This window comes from Alphaproteobacteria bacterium (assembly GCA_016722515.1).
In the GTDB taxonomy this organism is placed as follows: domain Bacteria; phylum Pseudomonadota; class Alphaproteobacteria; order Rickettsiales; family JADKJE01; genus JADKJE01.
Map to the genome: position 1 here is coordinate 502652 of JADKJE010000001.1, position 17296 is coordinate 519947.

At 41.9% G+C, this 17296-nt stretch carries 14 protein-coding genes, 1 pseudogene and 1 CRISPR repeat array; of the genes and pseudogenes, 9 read left to right on the top strand and 6 right to left on the bottom strand.

The genetic code is table 11. From position 1 onward, the window contains the following. Positions 1–2 precede the first annotated feature (2 nt). The 5 genes from IPP74_02195 to ispZ all read right to left on the bottom strand — a co-directional run bounded on the left by IPP74_02195 (position 3) and on the right by ispZ (position 4871). Positions 3–719 (bottom strand): copper resistance protein B, encoded by a 717-nt coding sequence (locus IPP74_02195; GenBank protein ID MBL0318106.1) that lies wholly within the window; start codon positions 717–719, stop codon positions 3–5. Continuing rightward, positions 709–2337 carry a copper resistance system multicopper oxidase gene (locus IPP74_02200; protein MBL0318107.1) on the bottom strand — a complete coding sequence of 543 codons (1629 nt, stop codon included), beginning with the start codon at positions 2335–2337 and terminating at the stop codon, positions 709–711. Before IPP74_02200 ends, IPP74_02195 begins: the two co-directional genes overlap by 11 nt. A 440-nt stretch (positions 2338–2777) precedes the next feature. After that, complete coding sequence (locus IPP74_02205; protein MBL0318108.1) at positions 2778–3434, bottom strand: HAD hydrolase-like protein; 657 nt, start codon at positions 3432–3434, stop codon at positions 2778–2780. Continuing rightward, a complete protein-coding gene (locus IPP74_02210) occupies positions 3424–4314 on the bottom strand; it encodes a D-amino acid aminotransferase (protein ID MBL0318109.1) in 891 nt (296 codons plus the stop codon). The genes IPP74_02205 and IPP74_02210 overlap by 11 nt, the downstream gene beginning before the upstream one ends. 11 nt (positions 4315–4325) lie before the next feature. After that, positions 4326–4871: a septation protein IspZ gene (gene ispZ, locus IPP74_02215; protein MBL0318110.1), complete on the bottom strand. Its 546-nt coding sequence runs from the start codon at positions 4869–4871 to the stop codon at positions 4326–4328. A 95-nt stretch (positions 4872–4966) separates the two neighbouring features. Between ispZ and IPP74_02220 the strand changes: the two genes are divergently transcribed. The 3 genes from IPP74_02220 to cas3 all read left to right on the top strand — a co-directional run bounded on the left by IPP74_02220 (position 4967) and on the right by cas3 (position 9346). Further along, positions 4967–5119, top strand: coding sequence for a DUF1674 domain-containing protein (locus IPP74_02220; protein MBL0318111.1), 153 nt, complete (start codon positions 4967–4969; stop codon positions 5117–5119). Positions 5120–5522: 403 nt separating this feature from the next. Continuing rightward, entirely contained in the window at positions 5523–6695 is a 1173-nt protein-coding gene (locus IPP74_02225) for a hypothetical protein (GenBank protein ID MBL0318112.1), read from the top strand. A gap of 449 nt (positions 6696–7144) precedes the next feature. Then, the gene (gene cas3 / locus IPP74_02230; GenBank protein MBL0318113.1) at positions 7145–9346 is read left to right on the top strand and encodes a CRISPR-associated helicase Cas3'; all 2202 of its coding nucleotides are present in this window, start codon (positions 7145–7147) and stop codon (positions 9344–9346) included. Positions 9347–9638: 292 nt separating this feature from the next. On the opposite strand, the pseudogene IPP74_02235 reads toward cas3, so the two are convergent. Then, positions 9639–10847 (bottom strand): annotated as a pseudogene (locus tag IPP74_02235) (transposase). Positions 10848–11069: 222 nt separating this feature from the next. On the opposite strand from IPP74_02235, the gene cas5c reads away from it, so the two are divergent. Genes cas5c through cas2 form a run of 6 tightly spaced genes read left to right on the top strand, consistent with a single transcriptional unit; the run spans position 11070 to position 16427 of the window. After that, complete coding sequence (gene cas5c, locus IPP74_02240; GenBank protein MBL0318114.1) at positions 11070–11732, top strand: type I-C CRISPR-associated protein Cas5; 663 nt, start codon at positions 11070–11072, stop codon at positions 11730–11732. After that, positions 11729–13483: a type I-C CRISPR-associated protein Cas8c/Csd1 gene (gene cas8c, locus IPP74_02245; protein ID MBL0318115.1), complete on the top strand. Its 1755-nt coding sequence runs from the start codon at positions 11729–11731 to the stop codon at positions 13481–13483. Before cas5c ends, cas8c begins: the two co-directional genes overlap by 4 nt. Positions 13484–13514: 31 nt before the next feature. Continuing rightward, positions 13515–14426, top strand: a complete 912-nt coding sequence (gene cas7c, locus IPP74_02250) for a type I-C CRISPR-associated protein Cas7/Csd2 (protein ID MBL0318116.1) — start codon at positions 13515–13517, stop codon at positions 14424–14426. Positions 14427–14435: 9 nt separating this feature from the next. Further along, the gene (gene cas4, locus IPP74_02255; GenBank protein MBL0318117.1) at positions 14436–15101 is read left to right on the top strand and encodes a CRISPR-associated protein Cas4; all 666 of its coding nucleotides are present in this window, start codon (positions 14436–14438) and stop codon (positions 15099–15101) included. Continuing rightward, positions 15098–16129 carry a type I-C CRISPR-associated endonuclease Cas1 gene (gene cas1c, locus IPP74_02260; protein MBL0318118.1) on the top strand — a complete coding sequence of 344 codons (1032 nt, stop codon included), beginning with the start codon at positions 15098–15100 and terminating at the stop codon, positions 16127–16129. Before cas4 ends, cas1c begins: the two co-directional genes overlap by 4 nt. A 7-nt stretch (positions 16130–16136) precedes the next feature. Then, positions 16137–16427, top strand: coding sequence for a CRISPR-associated endonuclease Cas2 (gene cas2 / locus IPP74_02265; GenBank protein MBL0318119.1), 291 nt, complete (start codon positions 16137–16139; stop codon positions 16425–16427). A gap of 196 nt (positions 16428–16623) precedes the next feature. Then, positions 16624–17156: direct repeats of the CRISPR family, unit length 37 nt; unit sequence GGTTCTCCTACCTTCACCGGTAGGAGTGGATTGAAAC. Positions 17157–17296: the final 140 nt, after the last annotated feature.

A 17296-nucleotide genomic window follows, 5' to 3' on the forward strand; every position in this document is an offset into this window, starting at 1 on the left:
CTTTAGAACATCAAACGCAAACCTAAGCTTGTTATAAAATCATCTGTGCTTTCATGCTCCCTTCTGGCGATAGAGGCTGTTTCTCCCCATGTACGCTCATAGCGTACATCAAGGTAAGGCGCACATGTGCGCGTGAATTCATAACGCGTTTGCAAACCAAATTCGCTCGCTGCCACCCCAGCGCCAACGTTTTGGTCTGTTACATCCTGCATAAACATATTTATCTCTATATGAGGCTTTAAAATTAATGCTTGAGTCATCAGAAAATCTTTTTCCGCTCGTATACGCACACTGACATCGCCTTCATCGCTGATAAACAAGTGAGCTTCCGTATCAAAGAAATAAGGAGCCATTCCCTCAAATCCAACGATAGCATACGGCGTAGAATGTGGTTTAATATCTTCTCGAATACCAAGTTGTGCATCCCAAAAATCCGTAATGTTTCGGCTATACATGGCCCAAAATTCCCCTTGGTGAGTCTCTCCATCAAGCACCTCGCCTTCGCTCTTAAACCATAGTTTTTGTGTATCACCACCGATCCAACCATCGAACTCCCAGCGTATATTGGCTCCTTCACGACCAACTCCAATATCCGTTTCTAGTCTGAAACTATGAAACACGGTAGGATCGCCACGCATTCCATGTCCGTCCGTGGCTAAAGTACCCAGAGGAATGGTACCCCATAAACAAGAAAACAAGGCCATCCATTTAGTGTACATGATGGTATCCTTTATCCTCGATAATGACTGGCTTAGGAGCCACGTTATCTGTATTTGCCTTCGTGACATTAATGCTGGTCATCATTCCAGACATCATATGATAGAGTAAATGGCAATGAAAGGCCCATTCCCCAGGTTCATTGGCCGACAGCAAGACCGAATAGGTTTTCCCTGGCGGAATAATAACCGTATGTTTATTCGGCAGTTTTTCGGCTGATTGGCCATTTTCAAGCTGCATAAACATACCGTGCAAATGCATCGGATGCGCCATCATTGTCTCATTGACGAATGTAAGGCGTACCCTTTCACCATAGCTAAGCATCATCGGTTCTGACTCTTCATGGGGTTTACCATTGAGTGTCCACACATATCGTTGCATATTTCCATTAAGCCTCACCGTTATCTCCTGTGTTGGCGCACGTGTATCCGTCTGTGCTCCCAAATAACGTAAATCTTTATAGTCGAGTATCCTCTGCCCTAACGGTGCATGAGCATCAGCCCAACCTGTTTTTATATCGTTACTAGAAGTAGCACCCATGCCTTGCATATCAGCCATATCATGGTCCATCGACATGGCATGGCCTGCATGCTCATCATGACTATCTGACATCATTCCCATATCAGCCATCGTTAATAATGCACGTGGTCGCTGTGGTGGGAGATCTCCGCGCATTCCAACTTGTGGTGCCAATGTACCAAGGGCAAAACCAGTGCGATCTATCGGTTCAGCAACGATGGTATAGGCCTTTGCTTCCTGTGGTTCCACAATGACATCATAGGTTTCTGCATTGCCCAAACGAAATTCGTCTACTTTCACTGGTTCAGTATTCTGCCCATCAGCCTGCACGACCGAGAGTGACAATCCAGGAATCCGTACATCATAAATCGACATCGCTGACGCATTGATAAAACGTAGTCTTACTCGCTGGTGAGGAGTAAAAACGCCTGTCCAGTTTTGAAGTGGAGTTTTGCCATTGATGAGAAAGATATAACCGCTCACATCCGATAAATCGGTAGGAGACATGCGCATTGCTCCCCAGTTCATGGTCGTCTTCCACGCGGATGAAAAACCACTTTTTCTTACATCATTCACAAAATCACCAAGCGTGCGTTTTGCATAATTATAATAGCCAGAATCCATTTTAAGATTACCTAATATCTTAGTACCGGCGTCATCAGCAAAATCAGAAATAAGCACAACATAATCGCGATCCGATTGAATCTTGTCTTTTCCTTTCGGTGTAATAACGATAGAGCCATATAACCCGTCTTGTTCCTGGCTTGACGAATGCGCATGATACCAATAAGTACCTGATTGACGAACGTGAAAATGATAGGTAAATGTTTCACCCGGGCTTATTCCCATAAAACCATTCATTCCAGGAACACCGTCCATCGTCGCCGGTATTAAAAAACCATGCCAGTGGATGGACGTTGTTTCATCCAAATGATTCGTAACCATCACGGTTACTGCTTCGCCTTCTGTGAAATGCAATGTAGGACCAGGAAGCGCCCCGTTAACCGTGATTTTCTTAACCGGCTTTCCCAATAGGTTCACCATCTGCGAACCAATATCCAGACGATAGCTGGCGGCCTTTACTGGGAAAGCAAATGACATGAAACCAAAACAGATAATAATGAACAGTCTCAACGTCAACACTCCACCTATTTTTCCTTAAAGGATAGCATACTCATCACCCCTGTCATCCGTTTAATTATCGCCGCCAATAGCGCACCCCCAATGTAATAGAGACGATGTATCCATTGGAAAAGCTATTTTACGCATGCTGATAACCTTTTTCTTGTTTTCGTCGGCTACTGAGCTCTCAAGAACCATCTTTCATGCCTCGTTCAAGCTACCAGGATCAGGGAAAGATATAACCCGATTTAACCACTTATCTGCAGATCAAAAAAGTTGATCGATCTCTAAAACCTCGTTTCGGGTGTCCCATTGACGAAGGCAGGAGTGCATGATCTTCAACAAACACACGGGATGACCTTGCACGTGGTTGAGACCTAATAATTCATATGCACGCTTCATTCACACCGCGTGAAACATTACCAATGACGGATCGCTTCAATAATATCCTGATGGTGTTGGACATGCACAGCGGGGGGAACATCTTTATATTCATCACCCGTATGATCACCATCACCATAAAATATTGGAATGCACCCCGTGGCATATGCTGTTTGCATATCCGTCAGGCTATCACCAATAAACCAGATATCTGGGCCGACCTCCAATCCACTTCCTTCTAAGGACAAATGAACCGGATCAGGCGCAGGCTTATCACGCTTGGCATCAAGCGCACCAACCACTTTCTTGAAATAATCTTTCCACCCTAAGAATTCCACTTCTTTGCGTAAGAATTCGCCCGTTTTATTGCTCACCACAGCCAGATAAACTTCTGGAAAATGATGGATTGCCTTCAGCATCTCATGAGCACCAGGAAGAGGCCGTATTTTTTCTAAATGGCAATGGCGAAAATTATTCATGTAGAGGTCTTTTGCTTCTTCCCACCTGTGGCCAAATAATTCAGGGAACGAATCACGCAGCGATTTATGGACCCGTATTTTGGTTTCTTCCAGTGTCCAGGGTGTTTCTCCCATGGCGATAAACGTTTTGGCTAAAGATTCGTGGATAATCGGCCAGGTATCCGCCAGTGTATTATCCCAATCAAAAAGTATCCCCTTTGGTTTGTTACGCAGCATGTTCAGTTCCATCGTGTGTCTCATCTTCCAAAGCCGAGAGAATATATTTGCGATAAAGCTCATTCAGAGCTTTTGTCACAGGCCCTACGCTACCGCCTTTAATAACAGTATCATCAATTTCAACAATCGGACAAACTTCCAGAACCGTACTGGTTAAAAATACTTCCGATGCGGCTTTAGCCGCTTCAAGCGAAAAGGGAACTTCTCGAACTTTCATCCCTTTATGGCGTGCTAGCAACAAAACCGTTTCACGTGTAATTCCCCCTAATATTTGCTCATTAGCAGGATGGGTCACAATGGTTCCATCACCTTCTACCATATAAATATTGGTTGAACTTCCTTCAGAAACCATTCCTTTCTCATCGACCAAAATGGCTTCCATCACACCTTCATCTTTAGCAGCCTGCTTAGCTAAAATATTAGGCAACAATGAAATGCTTTTGATATCGCGGCGAGACCAGCGACGATCTGGAAAACTTATAGCCTTCACCCCTTCGGTATAATATTTCTCTGGCGTTTTAGGCATTTTCATCAGCTCTACAACGACGTTTGGCAGCATATCACGTTTATAATGATGCTGTCGCGGTGCCGTACCTCGTGTAATTTGAATATAAATATAGCCCGTATAACAACGGTTACGTCGGCATAATTCATCAATAATCACATTCAACATGGAGGTAGCTATCGGATTGCCAAAATCAAGTTCAGTCTGCGATCGCAGCAACCTCTTAAAATGCGGTTCGCCGTCAATCAACACGCCCTTCACTAATTTTATGACTTCATACACACCATCGGCAAACAAATAACCACGGTCATCAATATGGGTCGTGGCATGGATATGTGGAAGGTAACGGCCGTTAACGTAGGTATAAGAAGCCATGGTAATGAACCTTATTTAGTCGGTTGCAACTGGTGACGATAGATAAAAGGTATTTGGCTCAACATAAAGGCAAATGTCAATCCTAAAAGTCCAAACACTTTAAATTGCACCCATGCCGATTCCGACATGGTACGCCACACACACTCATTGGCAATCGCCATGAGCGCAAAGAAGACCATCCAACGCTTGGATAAAATCAGCCATGCCTGATCCGGCAATTCAACCGCTTGCCTGAGGATATACGAAATCAACCCCTTGCCTTTTAATAAGCCAATGCCTAATGCTAGCGCAAAACTTCCGTACAAAATAGTAGGTTTCATTTTTATAAAACTGGTATCGCCACTCAGCAATGTGATAGCGCCAAGAACCAACACAATAAGGGTCGAAGCCACGACCATTACCGGTATTTTGCGTTCAATCCAGTATGACAATCCCATCGCGATTATGCTTAACACCAGCACCACGCCGGTAGCCGCCATCATCCCATAGAATTTATAAGCAATAAAAAAGCCAACCAATGGGGCAAAATCATTAAAAACTCTAACAAGGCTTTTCATAATGCTTTCCTAAAATAAGGAGTGAATGAGATGGAACAAAGGCCAATAATAGGTTATTATACCATCTGCACCACCTGAAAACAATCATTTCACCGATGAAACAGCCATCTCCATCCCAACAACCGCCAGCTCCTGCCCAGGATCAAACGGTCCCTGCCCCTAAACCCACAGAAATAGGTGGCCCCAAGGGGCCAGAGCCTACCCGATACGGGGATTGGGAAAAAAATGGGCGATGCTCTGATTTTTAACATCAAGGCTATTCTTAGTAGCCTTGATGGTTCTTTTATGAACTGGTATTTCCAACATAAGATCTCCTTACATGCGTGTTAATGCCAGCCCTGCAAAGAGGCAAAGGCTATGGATAGCCATCAACCTCTAATGTCCTGCTATGCAGGACATCCAGGAACGATTCCTGGACACCTCATTTGTATCGCAATTTTTAACACCATCCATTAGCAATTTATTGTTTTGTATTTTTTTAAAAGGACATCCGCTGCCTGCATAAAAAATGAAGCCTCTATGCCAACGGAGTCACTAAAACGATGCTCGTTTAAATAAGTTTAAAAATAATACTATTCCAACACAAAATCGTCACACAAATAATATATAGTAATCAAAACAAATATTACTTAAATTATTGACGGTATTTTTATGAAAGACATAGCGCACTATAACGATTTGATCAAATCATTTATAAAAAGTGAAATATATATTTGCGTCTCAGACGCCTTTGATTGGGAAAACTCTAAAAAAATAAAAGAGAAAAAATTACCAATAGACCATACCTATGATTATTACACGTATCAAACCAAGCGTGGACCCGTAGAGTTTCGACGTATTTTTAAACAACGGAATGAAACGATCATAAACCTGGACACTCTCTTTATACGTTTACAAGAAAAAAGTCAGCAAGCTTTCTCAAAAGAACTGATAACATGTCTACAGCAACAAATACTTTCATCCTTATATCCCGACCACCGACTGCACATGCACAATAGCTCGCATACATCTCACATTGTAATCGAGCCAAATTGGAACCTTAAGTCCCTTTATCTTTCTCCACGTTCTCTTGCGGCAGAGTCCAAAATTAAAAGTGATTCTCAACAAAGAAAATTATTACGTGACGTCTCTATCAATAATATTATTCACCGAACGGTTAGAGAATCTAAGAAAGGAAGCTTTTCAGAATTTACGGGTATGTTGGATAGAAATTTTGAGAACGATACTGAACTTAACCTTTCAATGGCCTTAACAGCGTGTTCATTGCCCCCCACGCTACTCAATGAAATCAATATCGCTCATGATGCCTATTGCAAGCAAGTGCACACATTGCCTTATCCGCATTTTACCGGAGATACGGCCAAGGGGGACATCGCTGAGCGTGAAATAGCCTTATCGCGAAGTTTCTGTAATCATTTTGAGAACAGCTTACTAGAAACAGGATTTTTTAATAAGCAAGAGCAACTTGGATTATTGTTTAACCACTTAAGGATAACACACCCTTTTGCCTTTGTTAATGCAGAGCAAATATGTGGAATAACAACGACGATGCACAATTCCGCCATCGAATATTTATATAATGAAAAAACGTATATATCGCTTGTAGACCACGAGTTCCATGAATATTTATTAAAAATGGAACACACAAACTTAACGCTCCTCTGTGAATATGCAACCAGTGGACTAGCCCCCAACCGCATCGCTGATAAGCACCAATCGTTGACCGAATTGCTCAGCGACAAGAAGCGACAATTATCGCTGATTTCCGAATCATGGCAACACCGGGTTTCAAAGGGTGATGCTGAAGTTGTTAGGACTGCCTAATAGGCCAATGCTGATAAACGCTGACATACATTTTTACATTCATACCCTTGGATTTATGATATCCAGCGAATGAATTTTTATAGTCGTTCTATTCTGGTATTTCTGGCATAAGTTTCCTTAACATTAGGATTAATGGCCACTATGCAAAGCTCAGAGCCTATCGATCGGCATAAACTCATTATGTCACCAAGCTCCACATTCAGAAATAATTCCTTGGCCAAAGATTTGAATCTGACATCTCAATTAAATCAATTCACAACTTATTTAAGTTGTGAATTGAAAATTAAAAGAATTCGCTATATTAATTTATTTTAATAATCTCGCGTCGCAATTTGCATTTATAATAAGAGGGGATTTTAATGAAACAACATTGCGTCATTTCGCATAGGGATACTGCTGGTAATGACCGTTTACTTGAAGATCACCTAAAAGAAGTAGCAAGACGTACAATGAAAAATGCTGATAAATTTTCCAGTGGTGACTGGGGCTATCTTGCTGGATTATGGCATGACTTGGGGAAATATAATGCAGAATTTCAAGATTACATACGAACTGTTTCCGCTATTGACACTGAGGATAGTGAAAATGCACATTTAGAAGTGCATGAAGACAAAAACAAAAGGCGAGGTCCAGATCATTCTACTGCTGGCGCATTACACGCATTAAGGCGTTTTAAACAAGTCTCAATGAGTGATATTCCTGGACGAATTCTTGCTTATATAATTGCGGGGCATCATGCAGGCTTGGCTGATTGGGATCCGGATGAAACAGGTAACAGAGCCTTAAGTAACAGACTTCAAAAAGACATTCATATTCAAAAAACAATGGAGGCCAAACCCGATGAAACTATTTTAAATGCACCTCTTCCCAGGAGTCACGCGCCTAGAAATGCAAGTCATTCACTTTGGATACGGATGTTATTTTCATGTCTTGTAGATGCGGACTTCCTGGACACAGAAAATTTTCTAACACCTGTTAACTCAAAAAAACGCAATCAATATCCCAACCTCAATGCCATTAAAACCACTTTCGACAATTACATGGGATTAATGTCTGAAAAATTAAAACAGAAAAATCTTGCCGATACCCAAGTTAATAGTTCTAGAGCAACTATTCTTAAGATGTGCCGCCAGAAATCTGTATTACCCCCAGGACATTTTTCTTTAACGGTTCCTACAGGTGGAGGAAAAACCCTAGCCAGCCTTGGATTTGCACTGGAACACGCTCATTACCATAAAAAGGAACGCATCATCTACGTTATCCCGTATACTAGCATAACCGAACAAACAGCCCAAGTATTCCGGGATGTATGCGAACCACTGGGTGACATTATCGTCGAACATCACAGTAATTTTAATGACGAATATGAGCAAGAAAAGCAAAACAGTAAATCACGCCTAGCCACAGAAAATTGGGATGCTCCGATTATCGTTACGACAACGGTACAATTCTTTGAATCGCTGTTTGCGGCACGCACTAGCCGGGTACGCAAACTCCATAACATCTGTAACAGCATCGTGATATTAGATGAAGTTCAATTACTTCCAGCAGAATTCTTAAATCCTATTTGTGATATAATGAACCAATTAAAAGACATTTATAGCGTCACCTTTGTTCTATCCACGGCGACGCAACCCGTTCTTGAAAATCTTAATTTGCCTGATTACGAAAGAAAGTTTAAAGGATTAACAAACGTCAGAGAAATCATTGATAATCCCGATTTTTTCTATAAAACACTACAACGTGTTTCTATCCAACTTCCTAATGTTAATAAACGATATGAGTGGCCTGAGCTGGCTGAAGAACTCCAACAATATAAACAAGTTCTCTGTATTGTCAGTAAACGTGAAGATTGCCGTAACTTGCATCACTTAATGCCTGAAGGCACTATCCATCTCTCCGCCTTGATGTGTGCTGAACATCGTAGAGAAGTTATCAACAATATCAAGATACGAATATCCAATAATGAATCCATCAAAGTCATAAGCACTCAACTCGTAGAAGCTGGCGTAGATTTTGATTTCCCAGTTGTTTATCGATCAATGGCTGGACTTGACTCAATTGCACAGGCTGCAGGTCGCTGTAATCGCGAAGGTAAATTGGGTTATGCTGGTGGTAAAGTAGTAATCTTTCATGCGCCACAAGATCCTCCTAAGGGTATACTCAAAAAGGCAGCCCAAGCTGCCGAACATGCACTACGTATTTATGATAACGCCCCCCTAAGCCCCAATGCATTTCACACTTTCTTCGAATATTTCTATTCTCAAGTACCCTCATTAGATAAAGCCAATATCATAACTCGAATGGAGAATAACCCGTCCCTTACATTCCCATTCCGTACTATCGCTCAAGAATTTTCATTAATTGACGATGGCTTTAATCTTCCCGTAGTCGTGCGTTATGGGAAAAGTACCCACCGTATTGAACAATTACTAAACGGCATGAAAGCTGAACGATGGCTATGGAGAGAGTTACAGCGATTTAGCGTTAATATTCCTAGATCCGTACATGCAGAGTTGATTAAAAACAATGAGATAAAAGAGGTAATGGGGGGATTATTTGTTCAAATACGTCCTGAATTATATGATCCCGTGTTAGGATTTTGTGAAAAAAAACAGATGGAATATGCCGCAAATAATCTAATAGGCTAAATTGGCGAAAGATAATTTTAATAGTAGCGAAGCGCTTATTATTATAATATATATAGTGTTTTTTTATTGACTCTTATTGAAACATTGATAAAGGATTTTCAATCCTAGGATGAATTGCTAGCCCGGATATTTCATGAAGCAGTCCATTTCTGATTAATTCTGTCGAGTGTTTGCTTTTTGTTATTAAGACGTCAACGAAAGTTATTTTTTAGTATGATTTCCAGATTTTGGACACACTTCCCCCATACCCCCATTATTTGCAAGTGCCGGGGGGAAGCACAGGCATTTTCGCTTATTCAGTTGCCAGGCGTTTTGCAATGAGGAGGAAAAGGTGTTGATGGGGGTAATGGGAAGCCATACGAACGTAGATACGCCTGGTATTCCTGGTAACCACAGCACCAATTTTAATAAGTTTTAAGCGGATGGTTTCCATAGTAGCATTGGCCATTTGGGTGCCTTTGAGAATGGTTGCCCGTAAACGCTCAAGCAAAATATAAGCCAGTGAAGAAAAAATCTGCCGCATCTGGTTTGGCCACCATTCATGGCAAGAGGTACGGCCTGCAAATAAATCCAATTGCTGCTCTTTGATACGGTTTTCCATTTCGCCTCGTGCACAATAGATTTCATCGTACAGCGTCCTGGAATCACCCTCGAGGCTGGTGACGATAAAGCGAGGATTCGGTTGATCGCGGTTGTATTCAGCCTTGCCTATGACTTTCCTTGAATGCCTCCAACTACCAGCTTGATAGGTAAAAGGGAAAAAAATGCGCTGCTTTTGCCCGCTATTGCGGTAAGCCTCTGCCGCAACACACATCGTTGGCCTTAGCTTTCCCTCCAATGTTTTATTCCGTGCAATGCCAAATTGCTTTACCAACAAGGATAAGATAGCCCAGCTGTGCTTGGCTCCATCAATGTTTGAGCGACGCAAATAACTGACTAAGAGCTGTTTTCCACAAAACACATATAACGGTAGGAAGCAGTGATTCCCATATTAACCGTGGAAATACTTTCCCACTTGATCGCCGTGTACAAGCGTATCGGTGGCATCAAAATCAAGGATTAACTCCTGGGGCGGTGTTGAAAACGAAGCGATGAAGGTTTCAACTATGGCTCGATGTGCCGTTATGGCAAATTGACGGTTAGCTGTGTGCTCAAAACGATTCAACGTTGGTGGACTTGCCAATAAACTATTCTCATCAACTGCCGTTTGAAACGCTATATCATGCCGAAGGGTAGCGTGATCGTTCCCATCCTCATAACCTTACGCAATACCATAAATCCGTTGCCGAAGCATACTACGAATACTATGGGTAACCTTACTTTGGTCACGCAAATCAGGCATCGAACCGGCAATACGATCGGTTAATCCAAGACGACGGTCTATCTCACGTATAAGCAAAACTCCGCCATCGCTGCTTACGTGACCGCCTGAAAAATCAATCTTCAATCTACGACGTTTTAAACCTGGAAATAATGGCGAATTACTGGTACATATTGTCATTGGCTGGATCCACTTATAATTGGTTTTAAGCAACTGTAATATATAAGATAAAGGCGGTTCCGCCAACCTATTACTTCATGCCTTCATGAAATATCCGGGCTAGAAAGAAATCCCCTCCACAAGGATTTTGACTATAGCGTGGATTTTAACACAGTCGCGAAACGGATTGTTTTTTCTTAAAATGCCTCTGTACTAAGTACAGAGGCTCACCAGGAGATTTGTATGGAAACATTTATCATAACCGTTGATGGTACATATGCGTGTTTTACACGTCCCGAAATGAAAGCAGAACGGGTTTCATATGACGTCATTACGCCCTCTGCAGCACGGGCTGTTTATGAAGCTATTTTCTGGAAGCCAGCCATAAATTGGATTATCACCCAAATAGAAGTACTCAATCCTATTCAATTTACCAACATTCGGCGCAATGAAGTTGGCTGCGTGATTTCCTCCAGGAATGTAACTCAGGCCATGAACAACGGTTCTGGCAATTTAGGTATATACATAGAGGATGAGCGGCAGCAACGCGCAAGTGTATTGCTGAAAGACGTAAAATACCGCCTTCACGCACAAATGAAAATAAAGCCTGAGGCATTAGCACAAAATTCAACCACAAAAATGCATGAAATGTTTAACCGGCGTGTGTCGAAAGGCCAATGCTTTATGCAACCTTATTTAGGATGCAGAGAATTTCCGGGTTATTTTTCCCTTTCTTCATCCGAAGAAAAGGTTCAACCGATCTCAAAAACAGATGATCTTGGCTGGATGCTTTATGATATGGATTACTCACAGGCTAATATTCCCATGCCTCGTTTTTTCAGAGCGAAAATGATTAATGGCCGCATTCAGGTTCCCTCACCAGATAGCATGGAGATCCGAGGATGATACTACAATCTCTTTATGAATATTATGTGCGTAAAGAAGCTGATTCTGAGCTTAATGGTCAATCATCACTTACTCCTTCTGGATGGGAAAGAAAGGAAATTCCTTTTATCTTAGTCATTGATTCAAGCGGTCAACTTGTATCTATCGAAGATCAACGCGATGAAAATGGCAAACGCGCAAAAGCATATTTAGTACCCCAAGCCATCAAAAAGACAAGTGCGATTGCAGCTAATCTTTTCTGGGACAATCCAGAATATGTATTAGGCTATGTTGCGGAGGGGAAGAAGGCTGAACGCATCCATGAACAACATCAAGCTTTCATTCAGAAGATTAGAGATTTTTTTCCCAATCATCATACCGACATAGGGATTGAAGCCTTACTAAATTTTCTCATTCACGATCCACTTACTCAAGCAATGGCTCTTGCTGAATGGAAAAACATTGAAAAAGCGTCTAAGTCTAACCTTTCGTTTCGTTTAAGCACAGATACTCTGCTGATTTGCCAACGTCCTATCGTAATGTCACTAATGGATACAAACAATAAAACAGAAGCAACAGATGCTATCAAAGGACATTGTTTAGTCACCGGCGAATATTCAACTATTGCCCGATTACATCCAGCTATCAAAGGCGTATTTGGCACACAAACTGCAGGAGGAAACATTGTCTCATTTAATCTTGATGCTTTCCGCTTTTATAGAAAACACCAAGGTAATAATGCACCTATAAGCGAAAAGGCTACTGAAACCTATACAAAAGCACTTAATTATTTGTTACGTAGAGAGTCGCAACAAAAAACGCTAATGGGAGATGGAACCACCCTCGTTTGGTGGGCAGAACAACCGGAAGCCAGACAGATAGAAGAAGATTTTTGGTTGTTATTTGTTGAACGCGACAATCCAGATAAACGTTCTGAAGCTATTCGCAGTCTCCTCAAGAGCCCCTGGAATGGAAGCCAATACAGTGACAGTGAAAATACGAAATTCTTTATACTAGGATTAGCTCCTAATGCAGCAAGGATCGCCATACGTTTTTTTAGAGTAGCTACTGTCACTGAATTTGGCAAAAATATAAGTGCTTATTTTAAAGAGATTGCTCTTCCCCATTTTGAGGAAACTTCTTTCCCATCAATATCTTCCTTATGCGCAGCAATCAATGACCTAGATAGACTACCCGCTAATTTTCAGGGCAGACTATTTGAGAGCATCATTTCAGGAACCCCATATCCTAAACTACTGTTTCATAGCGCTCTACATAGAATACGCGCTACCCGATTTGTTACCCATAATGCTGCCGCCATACTTAAAGCATGCCTGATTCGAAATTTTCCTAACAGCAACTATCATCGTGAGGTACTTATGACATTACAAGAAGATAATAGAGACATTGGCTATGTACTCGGCCAATTGTTTTCCATTTATGACAAATTAAAAGAAGAAGAAACAGATGGTCGTGCGAATAGACGAGATAAGTTTTTTAGTGCCCTTTCGACCCGACCCTGTGCTGTCATTTCCCGGTTAGAGCATTTATCCCAATGTGATTTAAAGAAACTGCGGAGAAGTAAAGAAACACGTGGATTAGCAATTACACGCGAAAAACAAATCCAGAAGGCAATGTCAAAATTAGCTGGCCCAATACCGCCAACGCTTAGTGTAGAACAACAGGCCATGTTCGCATTAGGTTACTACCATCAACGGCAAGATTTTTTCACCAGCAAAACTAAACCAACCGATCAAGAAGACGCCGCATAATTTAACTTTTAAACTTTAAAGGAGTATGTATATGAACCCTATCCAACATCGTTATGATTTTGTATTTTTGTTTGATGTCCTAGATGGAAATCCTAACGGCGATCCCGATGCAGATAATTTGCCTCGTTTTGACCCAGAAACAGGACATGGATTAGTAACCGATGTATGCTTGAAACGTAAAATAAGGAATTTTGTCAGCCTAGCTCATAATAATAAAGCACCCTATGATATCTATATTAAGGAAAAAGCTGTTCTTAATGACATCCATGACCGAGCATATACAGCTCTAGGTATAGATACCAGCGATAGTAAAGATGGTAAACGCAAAGGCAAGGGTGATGAAGTCGATAAAGCCCGTCAATGGATGTGTCAAAATTTCTATGACGTAAGAACATTTGGTGCCGTTATGTCTACTGGTACTAACTGCGGACAAGTACGTGGTCCTGTTCAGTTTTCTTTTGCTCGAAGCTTTGATCCTGTTATCCCAACAGAACACACCGTAACCAGGATGGTCGTAACAACAGCAAAGGAGGCAGAAAAACAGCAAGGTGATAATCGTACTATGGGTAAAAAAAATACCATCCCATATGGTCTTTACATGGCACATGGCTTTATATCTGCTAACTTGGCCGCACAAACTGGTTTTTCAGAACATGACCTCCAACTCTTATGGCAAGCTTTGGGTATGATGTTTGAACATGACCGTTCAGCTGCTAGAGGGCTCATGTCGACTAGAGGCTTGTATGTATTTGAACATGAAAGCAAATTAGGTAATGCCCCAGCACACGCATTATTTGAGCGTATTCAAGTAACACCAAAAGATAACGATAAAATTGCACGAAAATTTGGTGATTATGAGATTAATATCCATAATTCAGAATTACCCCAAGGTATTACGCTGCATTGTATGCACGAAAGCCAGCTGTTAGCAAAAGCCGCTTAAATATAGTTTATGCTAAACTATATTCCACGACAAGATATTGACGGAGAGCAATTCACATTGCTTCCCGTCTCTATTTCTGCCCTTCAGCATTACAGTTATTGTCCAAGACAATGTGCCCTCATTCATCAAGAGCAGCAATTTTCAGACAATATACATACTGCGCGGGGCCACGCAGTTCATGCAGTTGTGGATATTCCCGAAAGTGATATTGCCAAAGGAATACCTGTCGAGCGTGCACTTCCGATCTATTCACGTCAACTAGGGTTAGTCGGCAAGGCTGATGTTGTTGAATTTCGTGATAAAGTTCCTTATCCAGTCGAGTATAAACATGGTGGTCGACGTGCAAAGATACACGACGACATCCAATTAGCTGCACAGGCAATTTGTCTGGAAGAAATGCTGAGTATTTCAGTTTCCAGGGGGGCTATATATTATTTTAGATCACGCAGAAGGCGTGAGGTTGTGATTGACGATGAGTTACGAACGTTAGTTTACCAAACAACTTTAGCAATACGCAATATCATGAATAGCGAAGACCTACCAACCGCTTTCAATGATGCCCGCTGCAATGAGTGCTCTCTCTATGAAATATGCCAACCCAAAGCCTTAACCGCTCAATCCACTATAAAACAGATGATTGATGATCTTTATAATCCGGGAGATAAAAACGAATGACCCATCAGTTATTAAATACCTTATATGTAACAACTATAGGAGCTTATGTCCGTTTAGAAAACGACACTGTACGTGTTGAAAATGAAGGACAAAAACTTGTCCAGGTTCCATTACAGCATATTGGTTCTATTGTTACTTTTGGCGAAACATTGATTTCACCTATTCTAATGCACCGATGTGCAGAGCAAGGTATTTCTCTTACTCTACTCGATCGTAATGGTGTGTTTAAAGCGAGAGTTGAAGGATCAGTCAGCGGGAACGTCCTTCTTAGACAATCGCAATATAAACATGATGCCATCGCTACTATTGAATTGGCACGCAACATTGTTGCTGCAAAAATTAGAAACAGCAGACAGGTCATGCTGCGAGGCGCCAGGGAATCTCGGGTAGATAGCGATAATGAATCACTTAGACTTTCTGCTGAAACATTGGATAAATTGTTAATCAGTCTTAGGGGTGTAGAGAATCTTGACCAAATTCGAGGTTTAGAGGGAGAAGCTGCTCGTAATTATTTCGGTGTTTTTTCCTTACTAGTTAAACCATCATCCAGGGAAGACTTTACATTAAATGGCCGTACACGTCGGCCACCATTAGACCGCATGAATGCACTGTTATCGTTTCTTTATACACTTCTGACTCATGATTGTCGTTCTGCAATAGAAAGTGTAGGGCTTGATTCACAATGGGGATTCCTGCATGTTGCTCGCCCAGGTCGCCCCTCTCTTGCATTGGACCTCATTGAAGAATTCAGAGCTTATATGGCTGACCGCTTGGCACTAACCTTAGTAAACCGTGGACAAATCAAGGCCTCTAATTTTACTATAAGACCAGGAGGCGCAGTTTGGATGGATGATGATGCCCGCCGTGCTGTTATAGTGGCCTACCAGGAACGCAAGAAAGAAGAGATTCTTCATCCATTACTTGAAAAAACTACCCCGCTTGGCTTATTGCCATTTGTTCAAGCACGCCTGTTGGCACGAACAATTCGCGGGGATATGGAAGGGTATGTTCCATTTATAACACGGTAATTTCGATATGCTTATTCTTGTAAGTTATGATGTGCGCACCGAAAATCCTGAAGGCAGAAGGCGTCTTCGAAAAGTATCTAAAATATGTGTAGCTCATGGACAACGTGTACAAAAGTCAGTTTTTGAATGTCAACTCACAATGATGCAACTAGAAGAAATGGAACGTCGTCTACTTCAAGCCATTGATGAAAAAGAAGATAATTTACGAATTTATCGCCTAAGTGAATCTTCTAACTGGAATGTTAAGCAATATGGCTGTTTTCGATCACTGGATTTTAGTGGACCACTTGTGGTATAATCGCCCTAGGTTGTGTCTTGCGCGAATCTAGAGAGGCACCTCAATTGTCAGCAGGTTCGCGTACTATATAATCTGTTGATTTTTAATAATTATTCACCCCCCAATTTTTTATGCTTTCCATCCAGTCTATCAAAATTTCCTGGTTCGCGAAATTAGCGCTACCAGGCCATATGTGGAAAGCCATGAAAAGTCAGGGGGTTCTCCTACCTTCACCGGTAGGAGTGGATTGAAACAATTGCTTCGCGTTCAGACATGGCTAACCCCTCGGTTCTCCTACCTTCACCGGTAGGAGTGGATTGAAACTACTATTGCTCTGATGGTTTCCAGTATTTTAATGGTGGTTCTCCTACCTTCACCGGTAGGAGTGGATTGAAACCTATCAAATCCAGCCCTCTCCATTGCCGGGTACAGGTTCTCCTACCTTCACCGGTAGGAGTGGATTGAAACATTACTTCGGCAGCCCTTAACAAGGCCACATCCGGTTCTCCTACCTTCACCGGTAGGAGTGGATTGAAACATCGTCGAAAAACAGCGCCGAGGCTATTATTTTGGTTCTCCTACCTTCACCGGTAGGAGTGGATTGAAACATCATGCTGGCTAATACGCTCAATACGGTATCGGGGTTCTCCTACCTTCACCGGTAGGAGTGGATTGAAACTCCTTTTGAGAGGTTAAAAGGCCTGCCGCAAGGGGGTTCTCCTACCTTCTCCGGTAGGGAAAGCCACCTCACACCAAATCCAAAAACGTAAACCTATCCCTGGTTAATGATGCCAGCTGTACTCCTCTATGGTAATCTTCTGGATCCCATCCTAAATCTTCGGGCACCTGGGGAGCGCCGATATCTTCTAATACGTGTTTGATATCACCAT